This is a genomic window from Tsukamurella sp. NPDC003166, from assembly GCF_040611135.1.
Classification (GTDB): Bacteria; Actinomycetota; Actinomycetes; order Mycobacteriales; family Mycobacteriaceae; genus Tsukamurella.
The window spans coordinates 169,010-181,711 of sequence record NZ_JBEXNL010000006.1; the positions used below are offsets into that span (position 1 = coordinate 169,010).

Annotated in this window: 12 protein-coding genes; 4 read left to right on the forward strand and 8 right to left on the reverse strand. The window is 69.0% G+C overall.

What is annotated here, in order from left to right; all coding sequences use genetic code 11:
• The first annotated feature begins 30 nt into the window (after nt 1–30).
• From ABZX10_RS09825 to ABZX10_RS09835, 3 genes are read left to right on the forward strand one after another with little or no spacing between them, the layout of a single operon-like run.
• Nucleotides 31–957: a cytochrome c gene (locus ABZX10_RS09825; RefSeq protein ID WP_355537991.1), complete on the forward strand. Its 927-nt coding sequence runs from the start codon at nt 31–33 to the stop codon at nt 955–957.
• A complete protein-coding gene (locus ABZX10_RS09830; RefSeq protein WP_355537994.1) occupies nt 954–2,135 on the forward strand; it encodes a ubiquinol-cytochrome c reductase iron-sulfur subunit in 1,182 nt (393 codons plus the stop codon). Before ABZX10_RS09825 ends, ABZX10_RS09830 begins: the two co-directional genes overlap by 4 nt.
• Nucleotides 2,135–3,760, forward strand: a complete 1,626-nt coding sequence (locus tag ABZX10_RS09835; protein ID WP_355537997.1) for a cytochrome bc complex cytochrome b subunit — start codon at nt 2,135–2,137, stop codon at nt 3,758–3,760. The genes ABZX10_RS09830 and ABZX10_RS09835 overlap by 1 nt, the downstream gene beginning before the upstream one ends.
• 445 nt (nt 3,761–4,205) lie before the next feature.
• Here the strand turns inward: ABZX10_RS09835 and ABZX10_RS09840 are convergent, their stop codons facing one another.
• The 3 genes from ABZX10_RS09840 to ABZX10_RS09850 all read right to left on the reverse strand — a co-directional run bounded on the left by ABZX10_RS09840 (nt 4,206) and on the right by ABZX10_RS09850 (nt 6,595).
• A complete protein-coding gene (locus ABZX10_RS09840) occupies nt 4,206–4,931 on the reverse strand; it encodes a hypothetical protein (protein WP_355538000.1) in 726 nt (241 codons plus the stop codon).
• A 106-nt stretch (nt 4,932–5,037) separates the two neighbouring features.
• A complete protein-coding gene (locus ABZX10_RS09845; protein ID WP_355538003.1) occupies nt 5,038–5,469 on the reverse strand; it encodes a cytochrome c oxidase subunit 4 in 432 nt (143 codons plus the stop codon).
• Nucleotides 5,470–5,473: 4 nt separating this feature from the next.
• Nucleotides 5,474–6,595 carry a cytochrome c oxidase subunit II gene (locus ABZX10_RS09850; RefSeq protein WP_355538006.1) on the reverse strand — a complete coding sequence of 374 codons (1,122 nt, stop codon included), beginning with the start codon at nt 6,593–6,595 and terminating at the stop codon, nt 5,474–5,476.
• Between the two features lie 231 nt (nt 6,596–6,826).
• On the opposite strand from ABZX10_RS09850, the gene asnB reads away from it, so the two are divergent.
• The gene (gene asnB / locus ABZX10_RS09855; RefSeq protein WP_355538009.1) at nt 6,827–8,791 is read left to right on the forward strand and encodes an asparagine synthase (glutamine-hydrolyzing); all 1,965 of its coding nucleotides are present in this window, start codon (nt 6,827–6,829) and stop codon (nt 8,789–8,791) included.
• A gap of 33 nt (nt 8,792–8,824) precedes the next feature.
• On the opposite strand, the gene ABZX10_RS09860 is transcribed toward asnB, so the two are convergent.
• The 5 genes from ABZX10_RS09860 to ABZX10_RS09880 all read right to left on the reverse strand — a co-directional run bounded on the left by ABZX10_RS09860 (nt 8,825) and on the right by ABZX10_RS09880 (nt 12,677).
• Nucleotides 8,825–9,505, reverse strand: coding sequence for a hypothetical protein (locus ABZX10_RS09860; protein ID WP_355538012.1), 681 nt, complete (start codon nt 9,503–9,505; stop codon nt 8,825–8,827).
• A complete protein-coding gene (locus ABZX10_RS09865; RefSeq protein WP_355538015.1) occupies nt 9,502–10,254 on the reverse strand; it encodes a MerR family transcriptional regulator in 753 nt (250 codons plus the stop codon). The genes ABZX10_RS09860 and ABZX10_RS09865 overlap by 4 nt, the downstream gene beginning before the upstream one ends.
• A 291-nt stretch (nt 10,255–10,545) precedes the next feature.
• Complete coding sequence (locus tag ABZX10_RS09870) at nt 10,546–11,202, reverse strand: hemolysin III family protein (RefSeq protein ID WP_355538018.1); 657 nt, start codon at nt 11,200–11,202, stop codon at nt 10,546–10,548.
• A 47-nt stretch (nt 11,203–11,249) separates the two neighbouring features.
• Nucleotides 11,250–12,239: a carbohydrate kinase family protein gene (locus ABZX10_RS09875; RefSeq protein ID WP_355538021.1), complete on the reverse strand. Its 990-nt coding sequence runs from the start codon at nt 12,237–12,239 to the stop codon at nt 11,250–11,252.
• Nucleotides 12,240–12,329: 90 nt separating this feature from the next.
• Nucleotides 12,330–12,677 carry an iron-sulfur cluster assembly accessory protein gene (locus ABZX10_RS09880; protein ID WP_355538024.1) on the reverse strand — a complete coding sequence of 116 codons (348 nt, stop codon included), beginning with the start codon at nt 12,675–12,677 and terminating at the stop codon, nt 12,330–12,332.
• Nucleotides 12,678–12,702: the final 25 nt, after the last annotated feature.

Genomic DNA, 12,702 nt, shown 5'->3' on the forward strand with positions numbered 1-12,702 from the left:
TTCTCAGTCGCCATCACAGAGGGATAGCAGATGAGTTCAGCCAACTTTGAGCCCGCCGGCGAGGGAGGCGAGCCGGGCGGCGCTTCGAGCGCCGCGCCCGACCGCCTCGCGGCCCAGAAGGTGCGCAAGCAGCGCAAGCTCCGCCGCAAGGTGACGAGCGCGGCCCTGCTGGTCGGCGGCCTGCTCGCGGCCGGCGGTGTCGCCACGATCGCCAGCCCCACCCCGCAGGTCGCCCTCGCGGACGACTTCGACGCCGCGCAGATCGAGAACGGGAAGCGCCTGTACGAGACCTCGTGCATCAGCTGCCACGGCGCGAGCCTCGAGGGCGTCAAGGACCGCGGTCCCAGCCTGGTCGGTGTGGGTGACGCGGCGGTCTACTTCCAGGTGCACTCGGGTCGCATGCCCGCGACGATCAACTCGTCGCAGATCGTGCGCAAGCCCGCGAAGTTCGACGCCAAGGGGATCGACGCCCTGGGCGCCTACATCCAGTCGATCGGCGGCGGACCGTCGATCGTGTGGGAGTACAACGCGGACGGCTCGATCAAGCGCAACGAGAACGGCGACCGCGTCGTCGCCCAGGAGTCGCTGCGCGGCAAGAACCTCGGCGCCGGCGCCGAGCTGTTCCGTCTGAACTGCGCCTCGTGCCACAACTTCACCGGCCGGGGCGGCGCCCTGTCCGGTGGTAAGTTCGCGCCCCCGCTGGATCCCGCGAACGAGCAGGAGATCTACACCGCGATGCTCACCGGCCCGCAGAACATGCCCAAGTTCTCGGACCGTGCGCTGTCGCCTGAAGAGAAGAAGAACATCATCGGCTTCATCAAGAACGCGGGCGAGACGCAGTCCCCCGCCGGCTCGGCCATCGGCGGCTTCGGCCCCGCGGCCGAGGGCATGGTGATGTGGTTCACCGGGATGATCGCCGTCGTCGGCGCCGCGATGTGGGTTGGGAGCAGGAATTGACCGCCAAGCCGTTGAACAACGTCCCGTCGGACGACGAACTGGACAACCTGTCCCACGACGAGCTGATCAAGCTCGGTACCAACCTCGACGGTGTCGAGCTGGTCTACCGCGAGCCCCGCTGGCCGGTCCCGGGCACCCGCGCTGAGAAGCGTGCTGAGCGGACCGTCGCACTCTGGTTCGTGCTCGCGGGCCTGTTCGCCGCGGCACTGCTCGGTGTCTTCCTGTTCTGGCCGTGGAAGTACCAGGGCATCGACGACGCGCACTACTGGTGGTACACGCTGTACACGCCGATGCTCGGCATCACCTTCGGGCTGTCGCTGCTGTGCGTCTTCGCGGGCACGGTGCAGTTCACCAAGAAGTTCATCCCCGAGGAGATCGCGGTCCAGCAGCGGCACGACGCGGGCGGCTCGTCCAAGGTCGACCGCGCCACCACCGCCGCCCTGTTCAAGGACGCGCTGGAGACCTCGACCCTCCCCCGCCGCAAGATGATCCTGGCCTCGGCCGGGTTCGGCGTGGGTGTGCTCGGTCTCGGTGCCGCCGCCGGTTTCATCGGCGGCCTGGTCAAGAACCCCTGGGCCAAGCGCGAGGCCTCGGCGCTCTGGCACACCGGCTGGTCCCCGTACTGGAACTCGCTGGAGAACGACTTCTCGAGCGAGCAGAACCACGAGCCCGTGTACCTGCGCAACGACGTGGGCGACCCGTACAAGGTCAAGCTCGTCAAGGCGGAGGATCTCGACGCCGGCGGCATGATGACGGTGTTCCCGTGGCGCGCGTCGGACGGCTTCGGCGAGACCGAGGAGTCGCGCACCAAGCTGCTGCACGGCCTCAAGGGCATCCGTAACCCGGTCATGCTGATCCGCCTGCGCCCCGAGGACGGCGTCCGCGCCGTCAAGCGGCAGGGCCAGGAGGACTTCAACTACGGCGACTACTGGGCCTACACCAAGGTCTGCAGCCACTTCGGCTGCCCCACGTCGCTGTACGAGCAGCAGACCAACCGCATCCTCTGCCCCTGCCACCAGTCGCAGTTCAACGCGCTCGAGTACGGCAAGCCGGTCTTCGGCCCGGCCGCCCGCGCGCTGGCGCAGCTGCCGATCTCGGTGAACGAGCAGGGCTACATGGTCGCCAACGGCGACTTCATCGAACAGGTCGGACCGGCCTTCTGGGAGGCGACGCACTGATGACCACACTCGGCGAGCGCGTCGGGCACCAGGCGAACGAGATGGACCAGCGTTACCATCTCGCTCCCGGTATCCGCCGCCAGATCAACAAGGTCTTCCCCACGCACTGGTCCTTCATGCTGGGTGAGATCGCGCTGTACAGCTTCGTGATCCTGCTGCTGTCGGGCGTCTACCTCACGCTGTTCTTCGACCCGTCGATGGCCGAGGTCCACTACGAGGGCGCGTACGACCCGCTGCACGGCGTCGCGATGTCGCGCGCCTACGCCACCACCCTGGACATCTCGTTCGAGGTGCGCGGCGGTCTGTTCGTCCGCCAGATCCACCACTGGGCGGCCCTGATGTTCGCGGCGTCGATCATCATCCACATGGTCCGCATCTTCTTCACCGGTGCGTTCCGCCGTCCGCGCGAGGCCAACTGGGTCATCGGCTGCGCGCTGCTGCTGCTTGCGATGTTCGAGGGATTCTTCGGCTACTCGATCCCGGACGACCTGCTGTCGGGCACCGGCGTCCGCGCCGCGATGTCGGGCATCGTCGTGGGCCTCCCGGTCGTCGGCACGTGGGTCCACTGGGCCCTGTTCGGCGGGGATTTCCCCGGCGAGCTGCTGATCCCGCGCCTCTACGTACTGCACATCCTGCTGTTCCCGGGCATCATCCTGGCGCTGATCGCGGGCCACCTGGCTCTCGTCTGGTACCAGAAGCACACGCAGTTCGCGGGCCCCGGCCGCACCGAGGAGAACGTGGTGGGTGTGCGCATCCTCCCCGTCTTCGCGGTCAAGACCGGCGCGTACTTCGCCGCCACCTTCGGCATCATCACGCTGATGGCCGGCATCTTCACGGTCAACCCGGTCTGGAACATCGGCCCGTACGACCCGGCGAAGGTGTCCGCGGGCGTCCAGCCCGACATCTACATGATGTGGACCGACGGCCTGGCCCGTCTGTGGCCCGCGTGGGAGCTGTACTTCTGGGGCCACACCGTCCCGGGCGCGGCCTTCGTCGCGATCATCATCGGCGTGATCATCGGCCTGATGTTCAGCTACCCGTGGATCGAGAAGAAGCTCACGGGCGACGACGCGCACCACAACATCCTGCAGCGTCCGCGCGACGTTCCGGTCCGCACCGCGATCGGCGCGATGGCGATCGCCTTCTACATCGTGCTGACCCTGTCGTGCATCAACGACATCATCGCGCTGAAGTTCCACCTGTCGCTCAACGCGATGACGTGGATCGGCCGTATCGGCCTGGTGATCCTGCCGCCGGTCGCCTACTGGGTGACCTACCGCTTCTGCATCGGCCTGCAGCGCGCCGACCGCGCGGTGCTCGAGCACGGCATCGAGACCGGCGTCATCGTCCGCCGCCCGAACGGTGAGTTCATCGAGCTCCACCAGCCGCTCGGACCGGTCGACGACCACGGTCACGCCGTCCCGCTCCCCTACGAGGGCGCGGTCGTCCCGACGAAGGCGAACCAGCTGGGCGCAGCCGGCAAGCCGGGCACGGGCTCGTTCCTCCGGGCCGATCCCGCCGACGAGCAGCGCGAGAACGCCGAGCGCGATCACGCGAACGAGCTCAAGGCGCTCGAGGCCATCAAGAAGGTCCAGGACAACGGCGGCAAGATCGACGTCGAGTAGGTCCTCGCATCAGCCACTGCGGCCCCTCCCCCACTACTCCGGGGAGGGGCCGCAGTCGTCTGTCCGCCCGGGGTCCGACGGTCCGCCGCCGGCACGCCCGGCACGCCCGGCACGCTACTCCGGGCCGGGAAGGACGACCGGGCCGCGAACGACCGGGCCCGCTCCCCTCGGCGGACACTGCCAGCCGTGGCGTTCCGGTGCGGAGCTCGGCGCAGGGGGTTTCGTGTGCAGAGCTCGTCGCCGGGCGTTTCGGGTGCGGATGGCCTCTCGCACCTGATTCACCTCACCGCACCCGGCATGCCGGGTGCGGTCGCGCGTAGAGGGTGCGGATGCCTTCCCGCACCCGATTTGCCCTCGGTGCCCCAGCGCGCCCCCACAGCCACATGCCCAACAGCGACGGTGGCCGCGGTGACAAGGCGCGTGTCCGCGACGAGCGCGGCTGAGTTCAGGCCAGTCGGAGGCGCAGCAGGTAGCTGCTCTGCCCCACGGGCGCGCCGGGCTCCCCGAGGCAGACCTCGTGCCAGGCACCGTCGACGGCCGTCAGGCCCCGCTCCCGCAGCTGGACCGCGAAGGCCTTCGCGGTGGGCGTGACCGCGGCGGACCACCGTCCGTCGACGCGGGTCTGCAGGTACGACGATGCCGGCAGGTCCAGACAGCGCACGCGGGTGAGGTTCTTGACCCCTTTGGACACCTCGAGCTGCTCGAGGACGTCCCCCACCTCGGCGTCGTCGATCCACGCGGGCCGGCGCAGTAGCAGGGTCCACCGGGCCTCCGCGGTCGTGTGCGCGGTGAGGTCTCCGCGCAGCCGCTCCAGGGGCGGGATGGTGAAATCGCTGCGCACCTCGTCGTCGGCTCCGGGGGTACCGCGGCGGGCCAGCGCCTTGTTGCGCACCTTGACGCCGTACGCGGCCGCGTAAAGGGCCTCGGCCGCGGTCCGGAAGTCGTCCGAGGTCCGGGGGCTGCCGACGGTGCCGACGGCGAGGTAGGCGCGTTCCGGCGCGTGCACGACGCCGATGTGCCCGACGACGCCGTACTCGCCACCGCCGTGCGCCTCCGGCTCGGTGACGGAGAAATCGAGTTTCGCGGTCGGCGCGGCACTCGACCCGCCCCGCCCCCGCATCTCATCGGCGGTGAGCTTGCGTACGGACAGCCCGGATTCGACCTGCGTCATGGCTTGCATGCAATCACCCGCGGGCGGCCGCCCGGTGAACGCGAACAGAAGAACGGCGCCCGCCCCGGTGAATTCCGGGACGGGCGCCGTTCGACGATCCGTGGATCTAGTGCTTCTCGGGACCCTTGTGGTACTCGAAGACGAGGCCCCAGGCCGCGGCGATGACGAGCGCGCCACCGAAGATCCACAGCCAGTACAGCTGCAGCGCGACGGAGATGCCGACGACGGCGACCGAGGCCGACAGCAGGATCGGCCACCAGGAGTGGGGGCTGAAGAAGCCGAGCTCGCCGGCACCGTCGGACACCTCGGCGTCCTCGTAGTCCTCCGGGCGGGTGTCGACGCGGTTGGACACGAACCGGAAGTAGGTACCGATGATCAGCGTCAGGCCGCCGGTGAGGAACATTCCGACCACACCGACCCACTCCACGGCGCCGTAGCCGTAGCCGGGACCCCACAGCGCGGTGACGACGGTGTACAGGATGCCCGCGAGGAAGAAGAATGCGGTCAGGAACTCGAAGAGCTTCGCTTCGACCTTCATTGGGTTACTTCACCCCTTCGGTGACGGGCTTGGTGCTCTCGCCCGACGCGGTGCGGCCGGTGCGGCGGGTGTCGAACGGGAAGGTGCTGGTCGACGTACCCGACTCACGAACGCCGGCCGAAGTGGTCAACGATCCGAGCGCGGCGGCGTTGTCCTGGCCCGCCTGGCGCGCCTGGATGTACTTCTTGAAGTTCTCGGGCGTGACGGCGCGGATCTCGAAGTTCATCATCGAGTGGTAGTCACCGCACATCTCGGCGCAGCGGCCGACGAAGGAGCCCTCGCGGTCGATGCTCGAGATCTGGAACTTGTTCTGCGTGTGGTTCTGCACGGGGTTCGGCATCACGTCGCGCTTGAAGGCGAACTGCGGCACGTAGAACGAGTGGACCACGTCTGCCGAGGCCAGATCGAACTGGATGCGCGTGTTGATCGGGAGGACCAGCACGGGGATCTCGGCGGTGGAGCCCTGCACCTCGACGCTGCTGAACTTCAGGTAGTCGCGGATGTCCTGGAACCGGCCGTGGTTCGGGCCGCGCTCGTCCTGCTTCTCGACGTGCCCGTGCTCCTTCATCTTCGCGGCCTCTTCGTTGAGCTTCGCGATGTCGGGCTGCTGGCCGTACGGGTTCGGCCGCTCGAGCTTGACGGTGTTGCCGTCGAGCGTGACCTCGCGGTACGCGAACCGCCAGTTCCACTGGAACGCGGTCACGTCCACGGTGACGCCCGGGTTGTCCTCGAGCTTCTCGACCTTGGTCTGCACGACCACGGTGAAGTAGAAGAGGACGGCGATGATGAGGAACGGGATCGCGGTGAGCGTGAGCTCCAGCGGCACGTTGTACGCCGTCTGCCGAGGGAAGTCCTCCGAACCGGCCTTCTTGCGATGGAAGGTGATGGTCCAGAAGGTGGCAGCCCACACCAGGACGCCGAGGATGAGCGCGGCCACCACGGACCAGCTCCAGAGCTCTGTCATGTCGCGGGCCTCGGGGGTCACACCCTCGGGCCAACCGAAACGCATCACCTCGTCGGCCGAGCAGCCCGCCAGAGCGAACATGCCGACCACGAGCCCGGCGGCCAGAACCAGGCGCTTACGCCAGGACGCGGCCCCACCGTGGGCGTTACTTCCGGGTGCCAATGTCGCGCCTTCCTGCTGAAACACGGTCAGTGCTGCGGGGCCCGTTCCGACGGTCGAGACTCCCTCGGGAACTCAGCGCCGGGGCTGCACGTTCCCCTTGTACTACGCAGCGTAGACCAACAGGGGCCGGTCCACGTTGCGGGGTCGGCAAATGGCGCGTCGTTTCCGCCGTCTCCTGCGTTGGCCTGCGCCGTTCCGGTACCCGAGGCCGTTCCGGCATACTGGTTGACCGTGTGTGGCCTCCTGGGATTCCTGTCCGCCGATCAGAGCGCGGGCGATGTCGTCGACGCGGTGACCGCGGCCGGCCGGTGCATGCGGCACCGCGGTCCGGACGAGTCGGGCCGGTCCTGGCACGACGACGACCTCGCGCTCACCTTCAACCGCCTGTCCTTCATCGACATCGACCATGCGCACCAGCCGCTGCGCTGGGGCCCGCCGGAGAACCCGGAGCGGTACGCGCTCACCTTCAACGGCGAGATCTACAACTACCTCGAGCTGCGCACGCGCCTCGCCGAGGAGTTCGGCGTCGCGTTCCGGACCGAGGGCGACGGTGAGCCGATCGTCGCGGGATTCCATCACTGGGGCATCGAGGGCGTGCTCGCGCAGCTGCGCGGCATGTTCGCCTTCGCGCTGTGGGACACGGAGCGCCGCGAGCTGACCCTGGCGCGCGACCCGTTCGGCATCAAGCCCCTGTACGTCGGGACCGGAAGCAAGGGCACCGTCTTCTCCTCGGAGAAGAAGTCCGTCCTGGCCCTCGCCGACGAGGCCGGACTGCGGCCCGGCCTGGATCCACGCGCGGTGCAGCACTACACCGTCCTGCAGTACGTCCCCGAACCCGAGTCGCTGCACCTGGGGATCCGGCGACTCGAGTCTGGGTGCTACGCCACCGTCTCCCCCGGCGGCGAGGTGACCGGCAAGCGCTACTTCGAGCCGCGCTTCCCCGTCAAGCCCGTGACGGGTGGGCTGGAGTCGGCCGAGGCGAAGGCGATCTACCGCGACATCGCGGACGCCCTGCGGGACTCGGTGAAGATGCACATGCGAGCGGACGTGACCGTCGGCTCGTTCCTGTCCGGCGGCATCGACTCGACCGCGGTCGCCGCACTCGCGATCCAGCACAACCCCGACCTGATCACCATCACCACCGGCTTCCAGCGCGAGGGTTACAGCGAGGTCGACGTCGCGGCCGAGTCCGCCGAGGCGATCGGCGCGCGGCACGTCATCAAGACCGTGTCGCCCGAGGAGTTCCGCGACGCGATCCCGGCCATCGTCTGGTACCTCGACGATCCGGTGGCCGACCCGTCGCTCGTGCCCCTCTACTACCTGGCGAAGGAGGCCCGCAAGCACGTCAAGGTCGTGCTGTCGGGCGAGGGCGCCGACGAGCTGTTCGGCGGCTACACCATCTACAAGGAGCCGCTCTCGCTCGCGCCCTTCGACCGGCTGCCCGCCTGGGCGCGACGGACCGCGGGGCGGATCGGCGACCGCATGCCCGAGGGCAGGCGCGGCAAGTCCCTCCTGCAGCGCGGCTCGCTGCCGCTGGAGGAGCGCTACTACGGCAACGCCCGCTCGTTCAACGACGCGCAGTTGCGGGCGGTACTGCCCGGCTTCCGCGAGGACTGGACGCACACCGATGTCACGGCGCCGATCTACGCCACGACGCAGGGCTGGGGCCCCGTCGAGCGGATGCAGCACCTGGACCAGTTCACCTGGCTCCGCGGCGACATCCTGGTCAAGGCCGACAAGATGACGATGGCCAACTCGCTCGAGCTGCGCGTGCCCTTCCTCGACAAGGAGGTCTTCCGCGTCGCGGAGACGCTGCCCGCCGACCTCAAGCTGGCCGGCGGCACCTCCAAGTACGCGCTGCGCCGCGCACTGGAGGAGATCATCCCGCCGCACGTACTGCATCGGAAGAAGCTGGGCTTCCCCGTGCCGCTGCGGCACTGGCTCGCCGGCCCGGAACTCTACGACTGGGCCCGCGAGACGATCGAGCAGTCCCAGACCGACGAGTGGGTCGATCGCCGCGCGGTGCTCGCCATGCTCGACGAGCACAAGGCCAAGGCGCCCGAGGGCTGGCCGGGTGGCACCGACCATTCCCGACGGATCTGGACCGTCCTGGTGTTCATGGTCTGGCACGGCATCTTCGTCGAGGACCGTATCCATCCCGTCATCGAGGAGCCGGTCTACCCGGTGCGCCTGTAGGGCCGGGTGGCCTCTTCCGGCGCTCCCGTTGCGTTATTCATGCCCGACGGTGAGCGGCACACCGTCGGACTCCCAGAGTCCGGGGAGCCTGCGTGACCCGGCGAGCGCGTCGGAGAGGCGGCGCGGTTCGTCGACGGTGAGGTGAATCGTCTGCGGCGCCGGGCGAACTCGCCCGTTCACCACGACCTCAGCGTCCGGGGTCAGCGCGAGCCGGAAGTTCGCCTCGCGAGAGGCCATCGTGGCGTTCCCGTCCCCGTCGACCTTCCAGCCCGAGTTGTCGAAGTCCCTGAACCGCCCCGGACTCGCCTCCTCGATCGCGGCGACCGGGACGACCACCTCCGCCCCGAGCCCCGATCGCAGGCGGAGCACGGCACCGTCGAGCGAGTGCGGGCGGGTGACCATGCCTGCGTACACCGCAACGATCATGTAGACGGCGTACACGTGCAGCCCCAGCGCGATCCACACCCACGGCGAGGGTCCGAGGATCACGCGCAACAGCACGTCGACCACGGCGCCCTCGAGCACCGTCATGGCGACGACGACCCACAGGATGATCACGACGTCGCGGTGGTGGGAAAACGACTGTCCGGCCGGTCGCCGTCGGCGGATCAAGGTCAACACCGCTGCCGCGCCACGAGGTTCGGCGAGCAAGAGGGTCACGACCTTCGCGGGCAGCATCCTGCCGAGCGCGGCCTCGGTGCGCCGGAGGCTCATGACCCCGCCCTCATCCCCTGCATCATGAGCTCGATGCAGCGCCGCTGCGCCGCGGACATCCAGTCCGCGGAGTCGAACCACGCGGTCACGTCGTCAGGTGCGATGCGCAGAGCGCCCGGAGCCGCCCCAGGAGGCGGGGTCAGCATGCCCGCCACTGCGACGAGGCCGTCGGCGAGGGCACGCACCTCGGGTGCCTCCGGGTCGGCCGACTGCAGTGCGTCGAAGGCGGTCGCGATGTCCCCGGACGCCGACACCATCGCTGGATCGCTGAGGGCCGCCTCGTACAGCTCGACGGCGCCGGGCACCACGCTGGTGAGCACCTCCATCACCGCCAACTCCATCCGGCCCGCGGCACCGTCGGGCCCGTACACCTCAACGATCCGCCCGGCGATCGCGCCGACCCGTTCGGATACCGGCGACCCGGCCGCGGTCACCCTCAGGTCCGCCAGGCGACGCCGGCGATCCCGGATCGCGTCCTCCTGTCGCGCGAGGTCCGCGTCGAGCTCGGCGAGCACCTCGTCGAGCTCGCGGTGGTGCCCGTCGTCGTCCAGCACGTCCGCGATCTCGTCGAGCGACATGCCGGTCTCGGCCAGACGCCGGATACGCAGCACGAGGACCACGTCATCGAGGGTGTACGAGCGGTAGCCGTTGGACTCTCGCGCGGGCTCCGCGACGATCCCGATCCGGTGGTAGTGCCGGATCGCGCGGGTCGATACGCCCGCGATGCGGGCGACGTCGCCGATTCTCATGGGACCTCCATCTGGGGTGATGGAAGCAGTACACACCTTGACGCTGCGACAAGGTCAAGCTCTTGCGGCCGCCGCGCAGGCCGCATTCCCGCACTCGCGCGGACGCGGGACGACAACGCGCCCGCGATCCACGGATCCCCACGGGCCGCGCCGCGGATCCAGGCTGGTATGCACGCGGCGCATGATCATCGACTCGAAAATAGCCTTTGACCAGCACCTATCAGAACCATGCGCGGCACGCATGGCTCGCGCGAACGCACCCACCGCCCCGCGGCGTCCCGCCGCCTCGGCTCAGCGCAGCAGCGTGATCCACATTGCGGCGTAATGGCAGGCCGCGGCGATCACGGTGGCGGCGTGGAAGAACTCGTGGTGCCCGAAGACGCCCGGCCACGGATTCGGCCAGCGGGTCGCGTAGAGCACCGCTCCCCCGCTGTACAGAACGCCGCCGATCACAAGCAGGATCGCGGCGGTCCATCCGGCGCCGCGCACGAGATCGCCCGCGACCGCGATCACCACCCAGCCGAGAGCGATGTAGAGCGGCACGCCGACCCAGCGCGGCGCGTGCGGCCACAGCAGCTTCAGCGCGACACCGGCCGCGGCCCCGCCCCACACCACCGCCAGCACCCACCTGGCCACGGACGACGGCAGCGCCAGCACGGCGATCGGCGTGTAACTGCCGGCGATGAACACGAAGATCATGCAGTGATCGGCGCGCTTCATCCAGATCCGCTGCGCCTCGGTCCACTTGCCGCGGTGGTACGCGGCGCTGACCCCGAACACCCCGAACACGGTGACGGCGTACACCAGCAGGGCGAACCCGGCGGCCGCCGACTGGAGGAACCCCGCCACCACGAGCGGGACACCGAACAGCACGGCGCCGAACGCCCCGAACTGGTGGATCACCCCACGCAGCCGTGGCTTGACCTCAGGGACTCCGGCGATCGTCATGCAACCTACGATACCGTAGGTTACTCATCGGTAACAGGGATTGTGAGCTACAGCGCTCCGAGGATCTCCGCGGCCACCTCGGCGCCGTAGGCCTCGGCCAGTCGCTCGCGGGCATCGTCGGCGTCGTAGTCCCAGGCCTGCGGCCCCACGGTCTCGAGCACCTTCACCGCGACGTACGAGCCGAGCTGGCCCGCGCGCTCGTACGACAGGCCCGCGTCCAGGCCCACGAGGAAGCCGGCACGGAAGGCGTCGCCGACACCCGTGGGGTCGACCCGGCCGCGGTCCGGCACCACGTCGACATGGATCCGCTGCGCGACGGCGCCGTCGGCACCGTTCACCACGATCTCGGCCCCCTTCTCGGCGAGCGTCGTCACCCGGACCTCGACCATCTCGGTGAGCCGCTCGGCGCTGACGCCGGTCTTCTGCTGCAGCAGCCCCCACTCGTACTCGTTGGTGAAGAGGAACTTCGCACCTTCGACGAGCGCTCGCGCCTCCTCACCGTTCAGCCGCGCGAGCTGCTGCGACGGGTCCGCCGCGAACGGGATCCCCGCCTCGCGGCACTGCGCACTGTGCAGCGCCATCGCCGCGGGATCGTTCGCGCCGATCACCACGAGGTCCAGGGCTCCGACGGTGCCGACCACGTCCGCGATCGCGATCTCCCGCGACTCGGCCATCGCGCCCGAGTAGAACGAGGCGATCTGCGCCATCTCGGCGTCCGTCGTGCACTGGAAGCGGGCGGTGTGGGCGGTGTCCGAGACCCGGACGGCGCGGGTATCGACGCCCGAGTCCTCGAGCCAGGCCCGGTAGCCCTCGTCGAAGTCCTTGCCGACGGCGCCGATCAGCACCGGCCGGCGGCCGAGCCGCGCCATGCCGAAGCTGATGTTCGCGCCGACACCGCCGCGCTGCAGAACCAGCTCCTCCACCAGGAAGCTCAGCGACACGTGCGCGAGGTGCTCGGCGAGCAGCTGCTCGGAGAACTTCCCCTCGAAGCGCATCAGATGATCGGTGGCGATGGAGCCGGACACGGCGATCGACACGGCGAAACCCTCCCGTGGTTGGCGACGGATGTATTCCGTGAGCCTAACCGCGAGAGGGTTTCGCACGCCCCGAGGGGCGTCAGTGCTGCGTCAGTTGAACGAGTCGCCGCAGGCGCAGGAGCCGGTGGCGTTCGGGTTATCGATGGTGAAACCCTGCTTCTCGATCGAGTCGACGAAGTCGATCTTCGCGCCGATCAGGAACGGAACGCTCATCCGATCCACGGACAGCTTCACGCCGCCGAACTCGGACAGCACGTCACCGTCGAGCGATCGGTCGTCGAAGTACAGCTGGTAGCGCAGGCCGGCACAGCCGCCCGGCTGCACCTCGATGCGCAGCGACAGGTCGTCACGACCCTCCTGGTCCAGCAGTGCCTTCGCCTTCGAGGCAGCGGCCTCGGTCAGCACCACACCGGTGGTTTCGCTCTCAGCAGTAGTCATAGGTTCTCCTCACAGACGCACGTCG

What these genes read in the sequence shown, in the direction of transcription:
- ABZX10_RS09825 (WP_355537991.1), top strand. Translation starts at nt 31, where the DNA reads ATGAGTTCAGCCAACTTTGAGCCCGCCGGCGAGGGAGGCGAGCCGGGC.
- ABZX10_RS09835 (WP_355537997.1), top strand. Translation starts at nt 2,135, where the DNA reads ATGACCACACTCGGCGAGCGCGTCGGGCACCAGGCGAACGAGATGGAC.
- ABZX10_RS09840 (WP_355538000.1), bottom strand. Translation starts at nt 4,931, where the DNA reads ATGACGCAGGTCGAATCCGGGCTGTCCGTACGCAAGCTCACCGCCGAT.
- ABZX10_RS09845 (WP_355538003.1), bottom strand. Translation starts at nt 5,469, where the DNA reads ATGAAGGTCGAAGCGAAGCTCTTCGAGTTCCTGACCGCATTCTTCTTC.
- ABZX10_RS09860 (WP_355538012.1), bottom strand. Translation starts at nt 9,505, where the DNA reads ATGAGCCTCCGGCGCACCGAGGCCGCGCTCGGCAGGATGCTGCCCGCG.
- ABZX10_RS09865 (WP_355538015.1), bottom strand. Translation starts at nt 10,254, where the DNA reads ATGAGAATCGGCGACGTCGCCCGCATCGCGGGCGTATCGACCCGCGCG.
- ABZX10_RS09870 (WP_355538018.1), bottom strand. Translation starts at nt 11,202, where the DNA reads ATGACGATCGCCGGAGTCCCTGAGGTCAAGCCACGGCTGCGTGGGGTG.
- ABZX10_RS09880 (WP_355538024.1), bottom strand. Translation starts at nt 12,677, where the DNA reads ATGACTACTGCTGAGAGCGAAACCACCGGTGTGGTGCTGACCGAGGCC.